Raw genomic sequence first — 19,836 nt, forward strand, 5'->3', positions numbered from 1 at the left:
GCGCCTCGCCGACCGGTTGGTGCCGTCTCGCGCCGGCCGTCCCGGTCCGACCGCTTGCTCCGGTCGCCCTGCCCGGTCGCCTCGCGTTCCGGTCCTCTCGCGGCCCGGCTGCCGCGCGCTCCGGTCGGGCAACAGGTCGGCCGATGGCCGCAGGTGGGTACGTTGGAGTGGTGGAACTTCTACTGGTCGTACTTCTCGTGGTGGTGCTCGGCGGTGCGCTGATCTGGTGGCGGCGGGAGCGCGCCACGCGCCAGGCCCGCGACCTCGCCGACGTACGCGCCGACGCCCGACGGTGGTACGAGCGCCTCGGTGGCCAGGTGATGAACCTCGGTGGCGAGGATCCGGCGGTGCGGCAGGCGCTGGCCGACGCCGCCGAGCGCTACCACGCCGCCGGCTCGCAGCTGGAGCAGGCCCAGACCGTCACTCAGTACCGGCTCGCCCGGGAGACGGCGGTGGAGGGGCTCACCTACATCCGGGCGGCCCGACTCGCGCTCGGCATCGACCCGGGGCCGGACCTGCCGCCCCTGGCCGCGGCGAGCGGCGCCGGCCAGCTGACCGTGCCGCGTCAGGTGCAGGTGCAGGGCCAGACCTTCAAGGCCGGCCCGCAGCCCGGCCAGGACACGCCCTACTACTACCCGGGCGGGCAGGTGCGCGGCCGGCCGGTGCCGGCCGGCTGGTACTCCACCCCCTGGTGGAAGACGGCACTGGGCGCCGGTGTCGGGGTGCTGGGCGGCCTGCTGATCGCCGACGCGCTCTTCTCGCCGTCCTTCGGCGATCCGGGCTACGACGCCGGTGCCGCTGCGCAGGGCGTCGGTGACCCGGGCGACGTCGGGGCCGACTCCGGTGGCGATTTCGGTGGCGATTTCGGTGGCGGCGATTTCGGTGGCGATTTCGGCGGCGGCGATTTCTGACCCCAACGCCGACCGTTCCGGGTCTGGCGACGCCGGCTGCCGCTTGACGGTCTGGTGTTAATAAGGGGCCCCTGCTCTACCGGAGGCGTTAACAAGGGGCCCCTCCTTACTGCCCCTCAGCCGGTGTTGCGCATGCCGGCGGCGATGCCGTTGACCGTGGTGAGCAGGGCGCGCTCCAGGGCGGTGCCGTCACTGGGCGCGCGCCGGCCACCGGGCGCGGTCGCCACCGCACGGCCGGCGGCGCCGGAGTCGCGGTACTGCCGCAGCAGCGCCACCTGAAGGTGGTGCAGCGGCTCCAGGTAGGTGTCGCGCACCGCGAGGGTGCGCTGCAGCACCGGCGAGTTCTCCAGCAGGTCCGGCGAGTCGGTGACCGCGAGGACCTCCCGCCGGGTCAGCTCGTACTCCTGCTCGATCTTGTCGAAGATCGGGTGCAGCTTCTTCGGCACCAGGGTCTCCACGTACCGGCGGGCGATGCCGAGGTCGGTCTTGGTCAGCATCATCTCCACGTTCGACAGGAACGTGCGGAAGAAGTGCCAATTGCGGTGCATCTCGGCCAGCACGTCGGCCAGCCCGGCCTCCCGGGCGGCGGCCAGGCCGGCGCCCACCCCGAACCAACCGGGCACGATCTGCCGGGTCTGGGTCCAGCCGAAGACCCAGGGGATGGCGCGCAGCCCGGACAACCCGGACCCGGTGTCGGGCCGCTTAGCCGGCCGGGAGCCGATGTTCAGTGCGCCGAGCAGCTCCGTCGGGGTGGACGCCCAGAAGTACGCCGGCAGGTCCGGATCCTCCACCAGCGAGCGGTACGACCGGAACGCCGACTCGGAGACCACGTCCATCGTCGCGTCCCAGCGCTCCAGCATCTCGGCGGGCTGCCGGGGCGCGGTGTGCAGCAGCGTCGCCTGGAGCACGGCGGCCACGCTCAGCTCCAGGTTCTCCCGGGCCAGCGCGGGCAGCGTGTACTTGTCGGAGATGACCTCACCCTGCTCGGTCACCTTGATCGCGCCGTCCAGCGTGCCGTACGGCTGGGCCAGGATCGCGTCGTGGGTGGGGCCGCCGCCGCGCCCGACCGTGCCGCCCCGGCCGTGGAACAGCCGCAGGTGCACCCCGTGCCGGGCGGCCACGTCCCGCAGCGCGCGCTGGGCGCGGTGGATGGACCACTGGCTGGTGGTGATGCCGGCCTCCTTGTTGGAATCGGAGTAGCCGAGCATCACCTCCTGCACGTCACCCCGGGCCGCCACCAGCGCCCGGTACGCCGGCAACGACAACAGCTCGTCGAGCAGCTCACCACCGGATTTCAGCTCGGCCGGCGTCTCCAGCAGCGGCACCAGGCCGACCCGGGCCCGGCCGGTGTGCACGTCGACCAGCCCGGCCTCGCGGGCGAGCACCACCGCGGCGAGCACGTCGTCCACGCCGAGGGTCATCGAGATGATGTACGACTCGATCACCTCGGAGCCGAACCGGTCCTGCGCCTCGCGGACGGTGCTGAACACGTCGAACGTCTTGCGGGCCGACTCGGTCAGCGGCGTGTCCGCCGTCGACAGCGGCCGGCGGCCGGTCAGCTCGTCGGCAAGCAGCTTGGTGCGCTCCTGCCGGGTCAACGAGGGGTAGTCGTCGACCTCACCCACCGCCCGGTAGAACTGGGCGAGCACCTCGTGGTGCTTCTCGGCGTGCTCGCGGACGTCCATGGTCGCCAGGTGCAGGCCGAACGCGGAGACGGTGCGGATGGTCGAGGCGAGCCGGCCGACGGCGGTGAGCTGACCGGAGTTGCGGGCCAGCGAGGCGCGCAGCAGGTCCAGGTCGGCGATCAGCTCGGCCGAGCCGCGGTAGTCCCGCCCCGGCACGTGCGGGGTGTCCTGCCGCAGCCGGGCCCGGGTGTTCGCGAGCTTGGCGCGTACGCAGCGGGCCTTGAGCCGGTACGGCTCCTCGGCGTTGACCCGACGGAACCGGGGGGCCACCTCGGGCAGCGCGTCGAGGTCGGCGGCGAGGCTGGCGGAGAGGTCGAGCGACACGCCGCGCAGCCGGCGGGACACCGACACCTCGTTGATCAGCTCTTCCATCGCCGCCTCGGTGGCGGTCAGCCCGTGCTCGTGCTGGATGGCCAGCACCTCGCGGGTCACCGTCGGGGTGACGAACGGATTGCCGTCCCGGTCACCGCCGATCCAGGTGCCGAAGGTCAGCGGCCGGGCGGTCGGCGAGGTCTCCACGCCGAGGGTACGCAGCGTCTCGGCGAGGTCGTCGAGCACCTGCGGGGCGGCCTCGGCGTACAGGTCGCGCAGGTAGTAGATGGCGTTGCGGGCCTCGTCGGTCGGGTCCGGCCGGTCCAGCCGCAGCTCGTCGGTCTGCCACATCAGGTCGAGCAGCTCGGCCAGCCGCCGGTTCGCCGGGCCCTCGTCGCTGGCGCCGTAGAGGATCGCGTTGGCCGTCTCGGCGTCCAGCTCGTCGGCGATCGCACGCAGCTTGGAAAGGATCGACCGGCGGGCCGCCTCGGTCGGGTGGGCGGTGAAGACCGGGCGTACCGCCAACCGGCGGGCCACCGACGCGATCTCCTCGGCCGGCACCCCACGCTCGGCGATCATCTTGGCCGCCTGGTCCAGCCAGCCGCCCTGGATCGCGCGACGGCGACGCAGGTCACGGGCCCGGTGCACCTGCTCGGTGATGTTGGCCAGGTGGAAGTAGGTGGAGAAGGCACGGGCCAGCTTGGTGCCGGTGGTCACATCGAGCCCGCCGAGCCGCCGGGCTGCGGCCGGGGCGTCGGTGCGGACCTGGGCGCGGATCTCCTCGACGAGGTCGAGCAGGGGACGCCCCTCCTGGCGGGCCAGGGTCTGCCCGAGCAGCGTGCCCAGGCGGCGGATGTCGGCGCGCAGGGCGGCGTCGGGGCCGTCATGATCGTGCTGGTCGGTCACCATGCGCTCCTTACGTGAGTACGAAGGACAGCGCTGTCCGACTTCCTCGATCGTATCCGCGCGGACCCGGGTTGTAAGGAGGGGCCCCCGATTCGGGCTGGCTCGGCCTGGGAAAACCACTGGTCCCGGTCGGTAGCGTCGGGACATGTCGTCGCTGAGCTACCCCCCGAAACCCCGGCCCGGTGATCGGGTCGCGGTCGTCTCACCCTCCGCCGGCCTGCCAGGTCTCTTCCCCCACGTGTACGAGCTGGGGCTGCACCGGCTGCGCGAGGAGTACCGCCTGGAGCCGGAGGAGTACCCGACCACCCGGATCATGGGGGCCGACCCGCGCGACCGGGCCCGGGACCTGACCGCCGCCTTCGCCGACCCGACGGTCACCGCCGTGCTGGCGACGGTCGGCGGGGACGACCTGATCACCGTCACCCCGCACCTGGACGACGCGGTGCTGCGGGCCAACCCGAAGCCCTACTTCGGCTACTCCGACAACACCAACGTGCTCAACCACCTGCACCGGCTGGGGATCGTCGGCTACCACGGCGGGTCGGTGCTGGTGCACCTCGGCCGGCCCGGCGCACTGCACCCGCTGACCGCCGACTCGCTGCGCGCCGCGCTGTTCGGCTCCGACTGGTACGACCTGACCCCGGCGGCCGAGTGGGGCGACGAGCCAGGCGACTGGAACGATCCCGGATCCCTGGCGGTCGAGCCGGTGATGTTCCCCGGCGCGGGCTGGCACTGGCAGGGGCCGGCCACGGTGGTCACCGGCCGCACCTGGGGCGGCAACCTGGAGGTGCTGCACTGGCTGCTCGCCGCCGACCGGGTGGCCCCGGCGGAGTCGCTGCACGGTTCGATCTTCCTGATCGAGACCTCGGAGGAGTTGCCACCGGCCGTCGAGGTCTACCGGATGCTGCGCAACCTGGGCGAGCGCGGCCTGCTCGCGGGCTTCCCCGCCGCGCTGGTCGGCCGGGCCAAGGCGTGGGAGTTCAGCCGCCGGCTCACCCCGCAGGAGAAGACGGCGTACGCCGGGGAGCAGCGCGCCGCCGTCACCCGGGCCTTCGCCGAGTACGCCCCCGACGCGCTCCTGGTCTTCGACGTCGACTTCGGCCACACCGACCCGCAGCTGATCATCCCGTACGGCGGCGAGGTGCGGGTGGACGCGGTCAGCCGCCGGATCTCGGTGCGCTACTGACGCCGGCCGGTCTGGTCGACTGCGTACCGGCGGGCTGGCGGCGCTGCGGCGGGCACGGAGCCGCCAGCCCGCCGATACGGGGTGGACCATGCACGCGTGCTCACCCGACGACGGCGAAGGCGCGGACCGGGAAGGTGCCCATGCCGGCCACGCGCGGCGGTGCGGCGGTGAACCGAAAGCCGTCCGGTGGCAACCCGGCCAACCCGGTCAGGTGCTCCACGATCGGGATGCGCGCGGCCAGCAGGGCGCTGTGCGCGGGGCGCTGACCGGCCGCTGCCGGGGACATGTCGTCAATGTTGATCGAGTCGATGCCGACCAGGGCAGCACCCGCCTCGACCAGCCACTCCGCGCCGTCCCCGGTCAGGTAGGGCGCCTCGGGCGCGCCGTACCGCTCGGTGTCGAAGTGCGCGTCCCAACCGGTGTGCAGCAGCACGGCCTTTCCGGCCACGTCGTACGGCGCCAGCAGCAGGCGGTCCACCGCGCGGGTGCCGGCGGGCAGCCGTACGACGAGGCCGGGCAGGTCGGCGAGGCGGTCCAGCGCGGTGCCGGCCAGGTCAGCGCCGTCGGCGTACCGGTGGGCGGGGGTGTCCAGGTAGGTGCCGGTGTTGGCGATCATGTCGATCCGGGCCACCTCGAACTCGGTGCCCGCGGCGTAGTGCTCCCGGGACGCCTCGCGGGTCAACCACTGCGTGATCCGGGGTGCCGGCCAGCCGGGCAGCGTGCTCATCCCGTCGGTGATCACGTGGCTCAGCTCCACCAACCGGCGACCGTTGCCGGGGGCCGGATGGCCGGCGGCCGGGACGCCGGCAGCCGAGATGCTGGCCGCCGGGACGGCACGTCCGCCCTTGTGGGCCTCCTCGACGATCGTCTTGTTCGTGATCCGCACCTCAGCCACCATCAGCAGTCCGAGATGCTGCACGAACAGCGCCGCCAGGTCGGCGTCGTCGATCCCGTTGCCGGAGATGTCGAGCCGGAATCCGTCGGTGCTCAGGCCACCGCCGTTGGCGAAGACAACTTCGGCGTCGAATTGCGCACGATATTCCCCGTTCATCTCGGCAGCCGACCACAGCCGCGCACCGACGTCAATCTCGTTCGGCCCCCCGGTCAGGGATCCAGCTCGGCCCGCCCGGGCGCGGTAATCGCCCGCCGCCGTGCTCGCCTGGGCGGCGGTGGCCCTGGGCGGCGGTGGATCGTCGGTCCGGAGAGATAGTGTCGACCGGTATAACCCCCCGTCCGGTCGGACGCGGGGTGATCGTCGTGTCGCCACCTCGGAAGTGATCATGCCTGCGCTCACCGGACTGTTCGCCGCTGCCCTGGCCGACCCGGGTCTCGCCCGCGTCCGTGACCTGGCGCGCTCCGGCGCTGCCCAGGTCGACGGGCTCGACCTGACCGCCCCGTCGGCGCTGCGCCCGTTCGCGGTCGCCGCCGTCGCGGCAGATCCCACCGGCCCGGATGGCGGCAGCGGCGCCGGCCGGCCGGTGCTCGCGGTGACCGCCACCAGCCGGGAGGCCGAGGATCTCGTCGCCGCGCTGGGCAGCCTGCTGCCGCCCGAGCAGGTGGCGGTCTTCCCCAGTTGGGAGACGCTGCCGCACGAGCGGTTGTCGCCCCGCTCGGACACGGTAGGTCGGCGGCTGGCCGTGCTGCGCCGGCTGGCCCATCCGGACTCGGCCGACGCGCACGGGCGCACCGGCCCGCTGCGGGTGGTGGTCGCGCCGGTCCGCTCGGTGCTGCAACCCCAGCTCAAGGGGCTCGGCGACCTCGAACCGGTGCGGCTCGCCGCCGGCGACGAGGCCGACCTGGAGCAGGTCGTGCGCCGGCTCACCGACATGGCGTACGCGCGGGTCGACCTGGTCACCAAGCGGGGGGAGTTCGCCGTGCGCGGCGGCATCCTCGACGTCTTCCCGCCCACCGACGAGCACCCGTCCCGGGTCGAGTTCTGGGGCGACGAGGTGGAGGAGATCCGCACCTTCGCCGTCGCCGACCAGCGCACCATCGAGCAGGTCGCCCTGCTCTGGGCGCCGCCCTGCCGGGAGCTGCTGCTCACCCCGGCGGTCCGCGAACAGGCCGCCGCGCTGGCCGAGAAGCATCCCGAGTTGGCCGAGATCCTCGACAAGCTGGCCGGCGGCGTACCGGTGGAGGGGATGGAGTCGCTCGCACCGGCGCTGATCGGCGATGACTCGATGGAGCTGCTGCTGGACTGCATGCCGGCCGGCACCCACGTGCTGCTCTGCGACCCGGAACGCATCCGCACCCGGGCACACGACCTGGTGCGTACCTCGGACGAGTTCCTCCAGGCCAGCTGGGCCGCGGCCGCCGTCGGTGGCCAGGCCCCGATCGACCTCGGCGCCGCCGCCTTCCGCACCCTCGCCGACGTACGCGCGACCGCCGCCACGCTGCGTCAGCCCTGGTGGACGCTGTCCCCGTTCGGGCTGGCAGAGCCAGGCGTCGCCGCCACCCGGCAGCCGTGGGAGGACGAGCCGGAGGCGGTCGACGTCACCCCCGACGACGCGATCGCGGTGGCCCTGGCCGCCCAGCCCGCACCGCTCTACCACGGCGAGACCGCCCGGGTGGTCGACGACCTGTTGCGGTGGACGGGCGAGGGCTGGTCGATCGCGCTGGTCTTCGAGGGGCACGGTCCCGCCCAGCGGGCGGTCGAGGTGCTGCGCGACGGCGGCCTGGGCGCCCGGATGACCGACGAGGTGCCGGCCGCTCCCGCCCCGGGCGAGGTGCTGGTCACCTGCGGCAGCCTGACCGGCGGCTTCGTCGACGAGGCGGCCCGGTTCGTGCTGCTCACCGGCAGCGACGTCACCGGCGGCCGGGGCGTCTCGACCCGCGACATGCGGAAGATGCCGAGCCGGCGGCGAAACACCATCGACCCGCTGGAGCTGCGCGCCGGTGACCACGTGGTGCACGAGCAGCACGGCATCGGCCGGTACGTCGAGCTGGTGCAGCGCACCGTGAACGGCGCCTCCCGGGAGTACCTCGTCATCGAGTACGCGCCGAGCAAGCGCGGCCAGCCGGGCGACCGTCTCTTCGTCCCCACCGACCAGCTCGACCAGCTGAGCCGCTACGTCGGCGGCGAGCAGCCCACCCTGCACAAGATGGGCGGCTCGGACTGGCAGAAGTCCAAGGCCCGGGCCCGCAAGGCGGTCCGCGAGATCGCCGCCCAGCTGATCCAGCTCTACGCCGCGCGCAAGGCGTCCAAGGGCCACAACTTCGGCCCGGACACCCCGTGGCAGCGGGAGCTGGAGGACGCCTTCCCCTGGCAGGAGACGCCCGATCAGCTCGCCGCCATCGAAGAGGTCAAGCGGGACATGGAGCAGGGCGTCCCGATGGACCGGCTGATCTGCGGCGACGTCGGCTACGGCAAGACCGAGATCGCGGTACGGGCGGCGTTCAAGGCGGTGCAGGACGGTAAGCAGGTGGCCGTGCTGGTGCCGACGACGCTGCTGGTGCAGCAGCACTACAACACCTTCGCCGAGCGGATGAGCCAGTTCCCGGTGAGCATCCGGCAGCTGTCCCGGTTCCAGACGCCGAAGGAGTCCGAGCAGACGCTCGCGGCGGTGGCCGACGGCACCGCCGACATCGTGATCGGCACCCACCGGCTGCTGGCGGCGGCGACCCGGTTCAAGTCGCTGGGTCTGGTCATCGTGGACGAGGAGCAGCGCTTCGGCGTCGAGCACAAGGAGCACCTCAAGTCGATGCGGGCCGCGGTCGACGTGCTGAGCATGTCGGCCACCCCGATCCCGCGCACCCTGGAGATGGCGATCACCGGGATCCGGGAGATGTCCACCATCGCCACCCCGCCGGAGGAGCGGCACCCGGTGCTCACCGCGGTCGGGGCGCACGACGACCGCCAGGTGGCCGCCGCGATCCACCGGGAACTGCTCCGCGACGGCCAGGTCTTCTACCTGCACAACCGGGTCGAGTCGATCGACCGGACGGCGCGACGGCTGCGGGAGCTGGTGCCCGAGGCCCGGGTGGCGGTGGCGCACGGCCAGATGGGCGAGGACGCCCTGGAGAAGGTCATGGTCGGCTTCTGGGAGAAGGAGTTCGACGTCCTGGTCTGCACCACGATCGTGGAGTCCGGCATCGACATCCCGAACGCCAACACGCTGATCGTCGAGCGGGCCGACCTGCTCGGTCTGGCGCAGTTGCACCAGATCCGGGGTCGGGTCGGTCGAGGTCGGGAGCGGGCGTACGCGTACTTCCTCTACCCACCGGACAAGCCGCTCACCGAGCACGCACACGAGCGGCTGGCCACCATCGCCCAGCACACCGAGCTGGGCGCCGGCATGTACGTGGCGATGAAGGACCTGGAGATCCGGGGTGCCGGCAACCTGCTCGGCGGCGAGCAGTCCGGGCACATCGAGGGCGTCGGGTTCGACCTCTACGTGCGGATGGTCGGCGAGGCGGTGCAGGCGTTCAAGGGCGAGCGGCCGGAGGAGGAGAGCGATGTCAAGATCGACCTCCCGGTGGACGCGCACCTGCCGCACGACTATGTCGGGGTGGAACGGCTACGCCTGGAGATGTACCGCAAGCTGGCCGAGGCCCGCGACGACGAGCGGCTGCGCGAGGTGGCCGCCGAGATGACCGACCGGTACGGCGAGCCGCCGGCCCCGGTGCAGAACCTGATCGCGGTGGCCCGGTTCCGGCTGCTGGCCCGCCGTTACGGCCTCACCGACGTCAGCATGCAGGGCAAGCACCTCCGGTTCGGCCCGTTGCCGCTGCCGGACTCGAAGCAGCTACGGCTCAAGCGCTACCACCCCGACTCGGTCTACAAGGTGGCCCTCGACCAGGTCAGCGTGCCCCGTCCGACGACCCGCCGGGTCGGCGGCGAGCCGCTGCGCGACCAGGCCCTGCTGGAGTGGTGTGCCCAGTTGCTCTCCGACGTCCTCGGCGTACCCGCCGGTGTCACCGGTGGGTAGGGGGCATGAGAGAGTGACGGGCATGCGTGCTCGCCGTCTAGTCGCCGTCGCCAGCGTGGCGGTCGGCCTCGTCGCCCTCGCCGGTTGCCGTTCCGAGCCTGGCGTCGCCGCTTATGTCGGTGACCACCGGATCACCGAGGACGCGGTCACCGCGGTGATCGAGGACGCGCGGTCGAAGAACCCGACCCCTACCGAGGTGGCCGAGACGCTGCCGGGGCAGGAGCCACAGCTGCCCGGGCAGGAGCCGCAGCTGCCGGGGCGCAGCCAGGTGGTGAGCACCCTGGTGCTCACCGAGGTCTGTGAGCGGATCTCCGCCGCCGAGGGCTACCAGTCGCAGGGTCAGGTCGAGCCGGCGCAGGTCGCCCAGGGCGTCGGCCTGAACCCCGAGACCGAGTACGTGCGGCAGGTGGCCGAGCTGTACACCTGCCTGTCCGGCATCCCGGTCGGCGCTCCGGTGGCACCGACCGAGCAGGAGCTCATCGACCTGGTGGCGGCCGGCAAGCGGGCCGGTGCGGTGCCCGCCGACGTGACCGTCGAGCAGGCCGCCTCCCAGCTCGACGGCGATCAGCTGCGCCAGGCCCTGGCCAGCCGCGACTCGCTCAGCGGAGCGGTCGAGGCGTACGACGTGACGGTCAACCCCCGGTACCGGCCGCTGGTGTTCCCGGTGCTGAGCTTCACCGGGCAGAACATCGCGGTGGGTGTTCCGCTGGGCGAGCCGGCCTCCGACACGGTCACCGACATCTCCACCCCGAAGCCGCAGTTGACGCCGACCGAGCCGACCGAGCCGACCGAGCCGACCGACGGCTGAGCATGCGCCGGATCGTGTTGCTGGTGACCTCGCCCCGGTTGCCGGCCGGTCTGCTGACGGCGACCGCGTGGGATGTCGTACGCGCCGCTCCGGTGCTGGCCGGGGCGGAGAGTGAGCTGACCACGGCCCTGCGGGTGGCGGGCGCGCAGGTGAAGGTGCTCGACGGGCCGGCGGTGCCCGCGCTGCTCGACGCGGCGGCGGCGCACGACACGGTGGTCTGGCTGGCCGGCCCGGCCGGCGACGAGTCGCTGGCCCGGGAGCTCGGCCTGCGGCTGGCCCGGGAACCGGGGCTGGCGGAGCTGGAGCTGATGTACGGCTCGTGGGATCCGCCGGGGGCCCGGTTGCTCGACGCGGTGGCGGTGCTGGACCGGATGCTTTCGCCGGGCGGTGACCCGTGGAAGCGGGCGCAGACCCATCAGAGCCTGGCCAGGTTCCTGCTGGAGGAGTGCTACGAGGCGTACGACGCGATCAGCGCCGGTGACACCGACGCGTTGCGCGAGGAGTTGGGTGACGTGCTGCTCCAGGTGGTGCTGCACGCCCGGCTGGCCGAGGAGCTGCCCGAGGACGAGCGGTGGACCGTGGACGATGTGGCCGGTGGCCTGGTCGACAAGATGATCCGGCGCAACCCGCACGTCTTCGCCGGTGCCGAGGCGGGCACGCTGGAGGAGATCACCGCCAACTGGGAGCGGATCAAACAGGCCGAGAAGGCGCGCGAGTCGGTGCTCGACGGCATCGCGCTGAGCCAGCCCGCGCTCGCCCTGGCGGCGAAGATCCTGGAGCGGGCCCATCGGCTCGGCGTCCCGCTGCCGGTGCCGCAGGCACAGCCGGACGCCGAGGCCGCCCTGGGCGCCACCCTGCTCGCCCTGGTCGCCCAGGCCCGCGAGGCCGCCCTGGACCCGGAAGCCGCCCTCCGCCGCACCACCCTCACCCACGCCCACTCCATCCGCACCACCGAGCTGAGTTGATCAAGAAGTTTGGGTCGGGAATGGCCGCTCCGGCCGACGCAAACTTCTTGATCAACGGGGTGATCGAGCGGGGCGGTGGTGGGTAGGGTCGGTCGGGTGGAACGGTTCCAGGTGGTGGGGGAGCGGGTTGTCGAGGCGTTGTTGGCCAGTCGGCCCGGGGTGGCCAGGGCGGCGGGGGACCATCGGTTCGACGATCGGTTGCCGGATTTCTCGGCCGACGCGGTCGCGGCCGACCGGGCGATGCTGGCCGACGCGGCGAGCGTGTTGTGTGAGGTCGACGTCGACGCCCTCGAACTCGAGGAGCAGGTGGATCACGCCCTGCTCGCCGGCCTCGTCGACCGCGAACTGTTCGAGCTGACCGAGATCCGGGCGCACGAGTGGAATCCGCTCGCGTACAACCCCGGCCCACTGCTGCACGCCATTGTCGCCCGCCCGTACGCGCCGGTCGACATCCGGCTGACCGCGCTGGCCGGTCGGCTCGCCGCCGTACCGGACGCGCTGGCCACCGCGCGCGCGACGCTGCGCGATGTGCCCCACATCCACGCCGAGACCGCGGTCGGGCAGTTCACCGGCGCGGCGATGCTGGTCCGGGACGAGGTACCGGCGCTGCTGGCGCAGGCGCCCGCACTGTCCAACCGGATCGAACCAGCCGCCACCGCGGCCCTCGCCGCGCTGGACGAGTTCGTCGCCTGGCTGCGCACGGACCTGGCCGCCGACGCCGGTCCGGGCCGCGATCCCCGGCTGGGCCGACGGCGCTGGGAGGCGCGGCTGTGGCACGCACTCGACACCGAGCTGGGCGCCGCCGAGATCCAACGCCGGGCCTGGGCCAACCTCGACCGGGTCACCGAGGAGATCCGCGCGGCGGCGGTCGAGCTGGTCGGTGGCCCGGCCGACGACGAGACGGTACGCCGGGCACTCGACCTGCTCGCCGCCGAACACCCCGACGACCACACCATCGTCGACCTGGCCTCGATCACGCTGGACGAGGCGAGCGACTTCGTTCGGGCCCACGACCTGGTGACCGTGCCGGACGACCCGTGCGTCATCCAGGTGATGCCGCAGTTCGCCCGGGGTGTCGCGGTGGCCTACTGCGACGCGCCCGGCGGGTTGGAGACCGCCGACGTGCCGACGTTCTACTGCATCGCTCCCACCCCGGCGGACTGGCCGGCACGCCGGGCCGAGTCGTTCTACCGCGAGTACAACGACCACATGATCCGCAACCTGACGGTGCACGAGGCGATGCCCGGTCACTTCCTCCAGCTCGCCCACGCCCGCCGGTACGCCGGCTCCACCCGGGTGCGGGCGCTGACCCGCTCCGACCCGTTCGTCGAGGGCTGGGCGGTCTACGCCGAGGAGCTGATGGTCGGGTACGGCTTCGGTGGCCTGCCGGTGCGGCTGCAGCAGCTGAAGATGCAGCTGCGGATGACCCTCAACGCGCTGCTCGACCAGTTGGTGCACGCCGAGGAGCTGCCCGAGGCCGAGGCGATGGCGCTGCTGACCGAGCGCGGTTTCCAGGAGGAGGGCGAGGCGGCGGGCAAGTGGCGCCGCGCGCTGCTCACCTCGACCCAGTTGTCCACGTACTTCGTCGGCTACAGCGAGCTGGCCGAGGTCGCCGCCGAGCGTCCGCAGGACGTGCCGCTGCGCGACTGGCACGACGAGATGCTCGCCCACGGCAGCCCGCCACCGCGTCATCTGCGCACCCTGCTCGGCCGGTGAGGGCCGGCGCGGGGATCAGGGGCCGGCCGTCCGCCGGTCCACCACCCCGGCGCCCGCCGGCAGGTCGAACGCACCACCGTCGACCTGGTCGTCGTAGCGGCTCAACGCCAGCTCGACCGGCTGGCCGTCGAGTTGGCCGGTGAAGCTGCCCAGCGCACCCTCCCCGGTCACGCAGGCGGTGAAGCTCTCGGCGTCCTGGCGCACGTCGACGCAGGTGGCGTGGTGGCCGGCGACGGTGCTGCTGCGCTCGGTGATGACCGCGCCCGGATCCAGCGCGGCACTGGTCAACAGGCCCATCACCATCGGTGGCGTGACCACTCCTTGCAGCTCGGCCTCGGCGAAGACCACCACCGAGGGTTTGCTGTTCGGGGCGGGCGGCTCCTCAAGGGTGCAGACCGTTCGCCCGCCGTCGACGTCGCACCGGGTGGTTGCGTCGTCGGTGACCGTCAACTTGCCGCCCGGCCACGTGTAGCTGGACCGGGCCGGGTCCTGGGACTGGGCGAACGACGCGCTCTGCCCGCCGCGGAGCTGGTACTCCGCCGAGTAGGTCAGCTCCAGTGCCCGATCCATCCGGGCGGCGAGGTCGTTGACGATGTCAGCCCGCCCCATGGTCCGCCCGGCGTCATTGAAAGCCTGACAGCCGGTGACGGTGAGCAACGTGATGACCGACACAGCGAGCGTACGGAGAGTGGTCGAGGCGGCGGGCATGGCGACCAGCCTGATCGATGAGGTCCCACTCGTGCAAACCCGTTGCCGGTTGACGCCCGAGAATCCGGGAATGTCCGACCTGCCAGAAGGCGGAGCGTAGTGGTTGGGCCGCCCGGTCGCGGTGCGCTGGGGCGAGGACCGATACGCTGCGTTCAACACCTGCCTCAGCCGCACCGTCGCGGCCGATACCGGACGAGACCACACGAACGAGGAGCAACTCAGTGGCAACCATCGAGGTAATCGAGGCTCGGGAGATCCTGGACTCGCGGGGTAACCCGACGGTCGAGGTCGAGGTCGGGCTCGACGACGGGACGATCTCGCGGGCGGCGGTGCCCTCCGGCGCCTCCACCGGCGCCTTCGAGGCGATCGAGCTGCGCGACGGTGACAAGGGCCGCTACCTGGGCAAGGGAGTGGAGAAGGCGGTCGCCAACATCGAGGACCGGATCGTCGACCAGCTGATCGGCTACGAGGCCAGCGAGCAGCGGGCGATCGACCAGCGGATGCTCGACATCGACGGCACCGACAACAAGGCCGAGTTGGGCGCCAACGCCATCCTCGGGGTCTCCCTGGCGGTGGCCAAGGCCGCGGCCGGCAGCGCCGACCTGAGCCTGTTCCGTTACCTGGGTGGGCCGAACGCCCACCTGCTGCCGGTGCCGATGATGAACATCCTCAACGGCGGGGCGCACGCCGACAGCAACGTCGACATCCAGGAATTCATGATCGCGCCGATCGGCGCGCCCAGCTTCCGCGAGGCGCTGCGCTCCGGTGCCGAGGTCTACCACGCGCTCAAGTCGGTGCTGAAGAAGAAGGACCTGTCGACCGGTCTCGGTGACGAGGGCGGCTTCGCGCCGAACCTGCCGACCAACGCCGCCGCGCTGGACCTGATCGCCGAGGCGGTGGAGAAGGCCGGCTACCGGCTCGGCACCGACATCGTCTTCGCCCTCGACGTGGCCGCCACCGAGTTCTTCGCCGACGGCAGCTACACCTTCGAGGGTGTGGCCAAGAGCGCCGAGGAGATGAGCGAGTACTACACCAAGCTCGCCGACGCGTACCCGATCGTCTCCATCGAGGACCCGCTGGCGGAGGACGACTGGACCGGCTGGCAGACGCTGACCGCCGCGATCGGCGACCGGGTGCAGATCGTCGGCGACGACCTGTTCGTCACCAACCCGCAGCGCATCGCCCGGGGCATCGCGGAGAAGGCGGCGAACGCGGTGCTGGTCAAGGTCAACCAGATCGGTTCGCTGACCGAGACGCTGGACGCGGTGGACCTGGCCCACCGGGCCGGCTTCAAGTGCATGATGAGCCACCGCTCCGGCGAGACCGAGGACACCACCATCGCCGACCTGGCGGTGGCCACCGGCTGCGGCCAGATCAAGACCGGTGCCCCGGCCCGGTCGGACCGCGTCGCCAAGTACAACCAGCTCCTGCGTATCGAGGAGGAGCTGGCCGACGCGGCGCGGTACGCCGGAGCGGGCGCGTTCCCGCGCTACCGTTCCGCCTGAGAGTGCCGGACCTCGGGGGAGGGGTGTGATGCAGCAGCGCCGCACGCCGGGTGGTCAGCGTCCGGCCCGCCAGCCGGGTCGCGCCGGGCGGCCCGGTACGGCCCGCGACGGCGGTGTCCGTGCCGAGTCGCGCGCCGCGGCCGGTCGGGCGCCGTCGGCCGGCCGCGGCTCCGAGGGCGTACGCTCCGCGAAGCGGCCCGCCGCCGCCCGCCGGGCGGCGGCCGGCGGCGCGGTCACCCGGCTGGCCGCACCCCGATCCCGAGGTCTCACCGGGCGGGCCACCGTGCTGTTCGCGGTGTTGATCGCGCTCGCCCTCGCCTACACCTATCCCGTCCGGGTCTACCTCGACCAGCAGGCCGACATCGAGCGGATGGAGGCTTCGCAGGCCGCCCAGCGGAAGCTGATCGCCGAGCTGACCACCGAGGCGGAGAAGTGGCAGGACGACGCGTACATCGAGGCAATGGCGCGGGAGCGGTTCTTCATGACCCGGCGCGGCGAGAAGATGGTGCTGCTGCTCGACGACCCGTCCGGCGCGGCCCGGGACGCGGGCGTCACCGACCCGACGGCACCGGTCACCCCGGGCACCTGGTACGACACCCTCTGGTCGAGCGTGCGCGCCGCCGATGCCAACCAGACCGACGAGTGAGCACCAACTGAGCACCGAACGAGAGATGGCACCGTGACTGGCGTACCACCGCAGGAGCCGGCGGCGGCCTCCGTACCCCCACCGGCGCGGGAGGTGGCCACCGACGCCGACCTGGCCGCGGTGGCCGCGCAGCTCGGCCGCCCGCCACGCGGTACCCGCGCGGTGGCCCACCGATGCCCGTGTGGCCTGCCCGACGTGGTGGAGACGACGCCCCGACTGGCCGACGGCACCCCGTTCCCGACGCTGTTCTATCTGACCTGTCCCCGGGCCACCGCGGCGTGCAGCCGACTCGAGTCGGCCGGGGTGATGCGGGAGATGGCGGACCGGCTGGCCACCGATCCGGAGCTGGCCGCCCGGTACCGCGCCGCGCACGAGGACTACCTGACCCGTCGGGCGGCCGTCGCCGAGGTGCCCGAGATCGCCGGCATCTCGGCCGGTGGCATGCCCGGCCGGGTGAAGTGCCTGCACGTGCAGCTCGGCCACGCGCTCGGCGCCGGTCCCGGGGTCAACCCGTTCGGCGACGAGACCCTGGACCTCGTCGAGCCCTGGTGGACGGCGGGCCGCTGCGTCGACGTGCCGGACGCCGAGTGAGCGCCGAGCCGGCACCGGCCACGATCGCACCCGATGCGGTGGTGATCCGGCGGGCCCGAACCGCCGACGTGCGGGCGATCCGGCGGCTGGTGGACACCTACACCGACGATCGACGCCTGCTCAGCAAGGCGACCGTCACGCTCTACGAGGACGTGCAGGAGTTCCGGGTGGCCAGCCGGGTCTCCGACGGCGCGGTGGTGGGCTGCGGCGCGCTGCACGTGATGTGGGAGGACCTGGCCGAGATCCGTACGGTGGCGGTCGACCCGACCTGCCGGGGGCAGCGGATCGGGCACCGGATCGTCGCCGAGCTGATCGACGCGGCGCGGGGACTGGGCGTGTCACGGATCTTCGTGCTGACCTTCGAGACCCGGTTCTTCGCCTCGTTCGGCTTCACCGAGATCGACGGCGCACCCGTGCCGCACCCGGTCTACGAGCAGCTGCTGCGCTCCTACGACGAGGGCGTCGCCGAGTTCCTCGACCTGGAGCGGGTCAAGCCGAACACCCTGGGCAACACCCGGATGCTGCTGCGCCTCTGACCCGGTCGGGTGGTCCGGGCCCCGCTGTAGGGTTCTCGGCGTGACGACGCGCGTGGCCGCCATCGACTGCGGCACCAACTCGATCCGGTTGCTGATCGCCGACCTGCCCGACCCGTCGGCGGGGCCGTCGGTGCCGCTGGTCGATCTGTGCCGCCGGATGGAGATCGTCCGGCTGGGTCAGGGCGTCGACGCCACGGGTCGCCTCGCTCCGGAGGCGATCGAGCGGACCCGGGTCGCGCTGGCCGACTACGTCACCGAGATCGAGAAGCTGCACGCCGAGCGGGTGCGGATGTGCGCCACGTCGGCCACCCGGGACGCCGAGAACGCGGCCGATTTCCGGGCCATGGTGGAGCAGACCCTCGGCGTCGCGCCGGAGGTGGTCAGCGGCGACGAGGAGGCCCGACTCTCGTTCACCGGTGCGGTGCGCGGGCTGCCGGCCGACGCGCCTTCGCCGTACCTGGTGGTCGACATCGGCGGCGGTTCGACCGAGTTCGTCGTCGGCCGACGGGACGCCGGTGTCGACGCGGCGATCTCGGTGGACATCGGCTGCGTCCGGATGACCGAGCGCCACCTGCACGGCGACCCGCCCGGCCTGGACGAGATCGCTGCTGCGCAGGCCGACATCGCGGTCGCGGTGGACCGGGCGCTGGCCGCCGTGCGGGGGCGGGAGGCGGCCACCCTGGTCGGGCTCGCCGGCTCGGTCACCACCGTGGTCGCGATCGCCCAGGGCCTCACCGGGTACGACCCGGCCCGCATCCATCACGCCCGGGTGTCGTACGAGCGGGTCGCGGAGGTCACCGCAGACCTGCTGGCGATGAGCCGGGAACAGCGGCTGGCGATCCCGGTGATGCATCCCGGCCGGGCTGACGTGATCGGCGCGGGCGCCCTGGTGCTTCGCGTGATCATGGAACGGGCGGGCCTGGACGCGGTGGTCGCCTCCGAGCACGACATCCTCGACGGCATCGCCTGGAGCTTCGCCGGGCTGACCTGACCGGACGGCCGCGATCGGTGGAAATAGCTGAACGGATGAGGTTCGCGGGGCAACGGGCGGCGTCGATGATCGCTTACGGTGTCGTCTGCTCAGCTGCCCCTTGGAAGGACAATCCGTGTCAGAGCAAGTCGCACCGCCGGCGTCGTCGGCCGAGCCGGAGAAGAAGTCCGGCGGTAGGAAGAAGCTACTCGGCATCGTGGGCGTGATCGTCGCCTTCGCCGTGGTGGCCGGCCTGAAGTTCGGCCTCGCTGGCTTCTTCGGCTCGGACGAGGCGGCGGAGGCGAAGGCAGGTGACTGCATCGCCGAGTTGTCCGAGACCATCGGAGACGAGGAGACCGAGGTCGACGGCGCGAAGGTTGTTTCCTGCACCGACTCGGCCGCCGTGTACAACGTGGCCGGTCGGGTCGACGGTCAGACCGAGGAGCAGGCCAAGTCCGGAGAGGCCTGCGAGCAGTACGTCCAGGAGGGTGAGTACTTCATCTTCTACAACATCAAGCCCGGCGGCACCGGCTACCTGCTCTGCCTCACCAAGAAGGTCTGAGGCTCGATCCGGCACCATTTCCACCACCACCGGACGGCGGCGCGGCAGGTCCGCGCCGCCGTCGGCGTGTCCGGCGCGACCGCCACGCGAACGGGAGGTGAATGCCACTGTTCCGGCATCTTCCCGGCGGCGGTCACCGCGTGGCAGGCTACCGGCACGTAAGACCACTGGGCGACCAGCCAACGATGACTGACCGCTAGGAGGACGGGCCGATGGGCGAGATGGTGACCTACCGTGGCGATGGCGGTACGGGTGAGGGATATCTCGCGATACCCGCCACCGGCACGGCCAGCCCCGCGGTGATCGTGATTCAGGACTGGTGGGGCCTGGTACCCCACATCCGGTCGGTGGTGGACCGCTTCGCCGAGGCGGGCTTCGTGGCTCTCGCGCCGGACTTCCGGCACGGGGAGCCGGCCGGTAGGCCGAGCGAGCCCCGGCGGCTGCTGAACGGGCCGCAGATGGACGAGACGGCGCGGGAGATCGCCACCGCCGCCGACTACCTCGCCGGCCGTATCGAGGTCACCGGCAAGGTCGGCTGCGCCGGTTTCTGTGCCGGCGCCAGCCTCGCGTTGTGGTCGGCCAACTTCTCCGAGCGGATCGTCGCCACCGCCGCCTTCTACCCGCGGCTGCCGTGGGAGGGAATGCGCGCCGAGTGGACCGACTACGCGGGCAAGGACGCGCTCGTGCACTGCTCGGAGGCGGACGGCACCTCCGCCGACCCCGGCGTCCAATCGGTCCGCCGAGCCATCGAAGGTGCTGGCGGCACCTGCCAGCTGCACGACTATCCGGGCACCGCGCACGCCTTCTTCAACGAGGACCGGCCGGAGAAGTTCGACCAGCGGGCCGCCGCCAGCGCCTGGGCTCGTACCCTCGAACTGTTCCGGGCCAAGCTTGGCTGAGT

General features: G+C 72.3%; 16 protein-coding genes. 13 read left to right on the forward strand and 3 right to left on the reverse strand.

The genetic code is table 11. The annotated features are described in order from the left end of the window. The first annotated feature begins 170 nt into the window (after positions 1 to 170). Positions 171 to 911, forward strand: coding sequence for a hypothetical protein (locus BMY89_RS15535; protein ID WP_092380843.1), 741 nt, complete (start codon positions 171 to 173; stop codon positions 909 to 911). Between the two features lie 116 nt (positions 912 to 1,027). Here BMY89_RS15535 and ppc read toward each other — a convergent pair whose 3' ends face one another. Further along, on the reverse strand, positions 1,028 to 3,814 hold the full coding sequence (gene ppc / locus BMY89_RS15540; protein WP_092380844.1) for a phosphoenolpyruvate carboxylase: 2,787 nt from the start codon (positions 3,812 to 3,814) through the stop codon (positions 1,028 to 1,030). Positions 3,815 to 3,959: 145 nt separating this feature from the next. Between ppc and BMY89_RS15545 the strand changes: the two genes are divergently transcribed. Further along, a complete protein-coding gene (locus tag BMY89_RS15545; RefSeq protein WP_092380680.1) occupies positions 3,960 to 5,000 on the forward strand; it encodes a S66 family peptidase in 1,041 nt (346 codons plus the stop codon). A gap of 100 nt (positions 5,001 to 5,100) precedes the next feature. Here the strand turns inward: BMY89_RS15545 and BMY89_RS15550 are convergent, their stop codons facing one another. Further along, positions 5,101 to 6,051, reverse strand: a complete 951-nt coding sequence (locus BMY89_RS15550) for a cyclase family protein (protein WP_092380681.1) — start codon at positions 6,049 to 6,051, stop codon at positions 5,101 to 5,103. 229 nt (positions 6,052 to 6,280) lie between these two features. On the opposite strand from BMY89_RS15550, the gene mfd reads away from it, so the two are divergent. From mfd to BMY89_RS15570, 4 genes are all read left to right on the forward strand, one after another. Then, positions 6,281 to 9,928, forward strand: a complete 3,648-nt coding sequence (gene mfd, locus BMY89_RS15555) for a transcription-repair coupling factor (protein ID WP_092380845.1) — start codon at positions 6,281 to 6,283, stop codon at positions 9,926 to 9,928. 22 nt (positions 9,929 to 9,950) lie between these two features. Then, complete coding sequence (locus tag BMY89_RS15560) at positions 9,951 to 10,736, forward strand: hypothetical protein (protein WP_092380682.1); 786 nt, start codon at positions 9,951 to 9,953, stop codon at positions 10,734 to 10,736. Between the two features lie 2 nt (positions 10,737 to 10,738). Continuing rightward, positions 10,739 to 11,701 carry a nucleoside triphosphate pyrophosphohydrolase gene (locus BMY89_RS15565; protein WP_092380683.1) on the forward strand — a complete coding sequence of 321 codons (963 nt, stop codon included), beginning with the start codon at positions 10,739 to 10,741 and terminating at the stop codon, positions 11,699 to 11,701. Positions 11,702 to 11,797: 96 nt separating this feature from the next. Continuing rightward, positions 11,798 to 13,417 (forward strand): DUF885 domain-containing protein, encoded by a 1,620-nt coding sequence (locus tag BMY89_RS15570; RefSeq protein ID WP_092380684.1) that lies wholly within the window; start codon positions 11,798 to 11,800, stop codon positions 13,415 to 13,417. A gap of 15 nt (positions 13,418 to 13,432) precedes the next feature. Here the strand turns inward: BMY89_RS15570 and BMY89_RS15575 are convergent, their stop codons facing one another. Continuing rightward, on the reverse strand, positions 13,433 to 14,125 hold the full coding sequence (locus BMY89_RS15575; protein ID WP_092380685.1) for a hypothetical protein: 693 nt from the start codon (positions 14,123 to 14,125) through the stop codon (positions 13,433 to 13,435). Positions 14,126 to 14,346: 221 nt separating this feature from the next. Between BMY89_RS15575 and eno the strand changes: the two genes are divergently transcribed. From eno to BMY89_RS15610, 7 genes are all read left to right on the forward strand, one after another. Then, on the forward strand, positions 14,347 to 15,630 hold the full coding sequence (eno, locus tag BMY89_RS15580; protein ID WP_092380686.1) for a phosphopyruvate hydratase: 1,284 nt from the start codon (positions 14,347 to 14,349) through the stop codon (positions 15,628 to 15,630). Positions 15,631 to 15,658: 28 nt separating this feature from the next. Further along, entirely contained in the window at positions 15,659 to 16,276 is a 618-nt protein-coding gene (locus tag BMY89_RS15585) for an FtsB family cell division protein (RefSeq protein WP_092380846.1), read from the forward strand. Positions 16,277 to 16,309: 33 nt separating this feature from the next. Next, on the forward strand, positions 16,310 to 16,867 hold the full coding sequence (locus BMY89_RS15590; RefSeq protein ID WP_092380687.1) for a DUF501 domain-containing protein: 558 nt from the start codon (positions 16,310 to 16,312) through the stop codon (positions 16,865 to 16,867). 23 nt (positions 16,868 to 16,890) lie between these two features. After that, positions 16,891 to 17,403, forward strand: coding sequence for an amino-acid N-acetyltransferase (locus BMY89_RS15595; RefSeq protein WP_092380847.1), 513 nt, complete (start codon positions 16,891 to 16,893; stop codon positions 17,401 to 17,403). A 52-nt stretch (positions 17,404 to 17,455) separates the two neighbouring features. After that, entirely contained in the window at positions 17,456 to 18,394 is a 939-nt protein-coding gene (locus tag BMY89_RS15600; RefSeq protein ID WP_092380688.1) for a Ppx/GppA phosphatase family protein, read from the forward strand. Between the two features lie 115 nt (positions 18,395 to 18,509). Next, positions 18,510 to 18,935: an LppU/SCO3897 family protein gene (locus tag BMY89_RS15605; protein WP_092380689.1), complete on the forward strand. Its 426-nt coding sequence runs from the start codon at positions 18,510 to 18,512 to the stop codon at positions 18,933 to 18,935. A gap of 212 nt (positions 18,936 to 19,147) precedes the next feature. Continuing rightward, positions 19,148 to 19,834 (forward strand): dienelactone hydrolase family protein, encoded by a 687-nt coding sequence (locus tag BMY89_RS15610; RefSeq protein WP_092380690.1) that lies wholly within the window; start codon positions 19,148 to 19,150, stop codon positions 19,832 to 19,834. Positions 19,835 to 19,836 lie beyond the last annotated feature (2 nt).

Origin of the sequence: Micromonospora phaseoli, from assembly GCF_900109115.1 — a bacterium.
Lineage (GTDB): Bacteria > Actinomycetota > Actinomycetes > Mycobacteriales > Micromonosporaceae > Micromonospora > Micromonospora phaseoli.

Coding starts and splice junctions, on each gene's coding strand:
- BMY89_RS15545 (WP_092380680.1), top strand. CDS start 3,960: ATGTCGTCGCTGAGCTACCCCCCGAAACCCCGGCCCGGTGATCGGGTC.
- BMY89_RS15550 (WP_092380681.1), bottom strand. CDS start 6,051: ATGAACGGGGAATATCGTGCGCAATTCGACGCCGAAGTTGTCTTCGCC.
- mfd (WP_092380845.1), top strand. CDS start 6,281: ATGCCTGCGCTCACCGGACTGTTCGCCGCTGCCCTGGCCGACCCGGGT.
- BMY89_RS15560 (WP_092380682.1), top strand. CDS start 9,951: ATGCGTGCTCGCCGTCTAGTCGCCGTCGCCAGCGTGGCGGTCGGCCTC.
- BMY89_RS15565 (WP_092380683.1), top strand. CDS start 10,739: ATGCGCCGGATCGTGTTGCTGGTGACCTCGCCCCGGTTGCCGGCCGGT.
- BMY89_RS15575 (WP_092380685.1), bottom strand. CDS start 14,125: ATGCCCGCCGCCTCGACCACTCTCCGTACGCTCGCTGTGTCGGTCATC.
- BMY89_RS15585 (WP_092380846.1), top strand. CDS start 15,659: ATGCAGCAGCGCCGCACGCCGGGTGGTCAGCGTCCGGCCCGCCAGCCG.
- BMY89_RS15610 (WP_092380690.1), top strand. CDS start 19,148: ATGGGCGAGATGGTGACCTACCGTGGCGATGGCGGTACGGGTGAGGGA.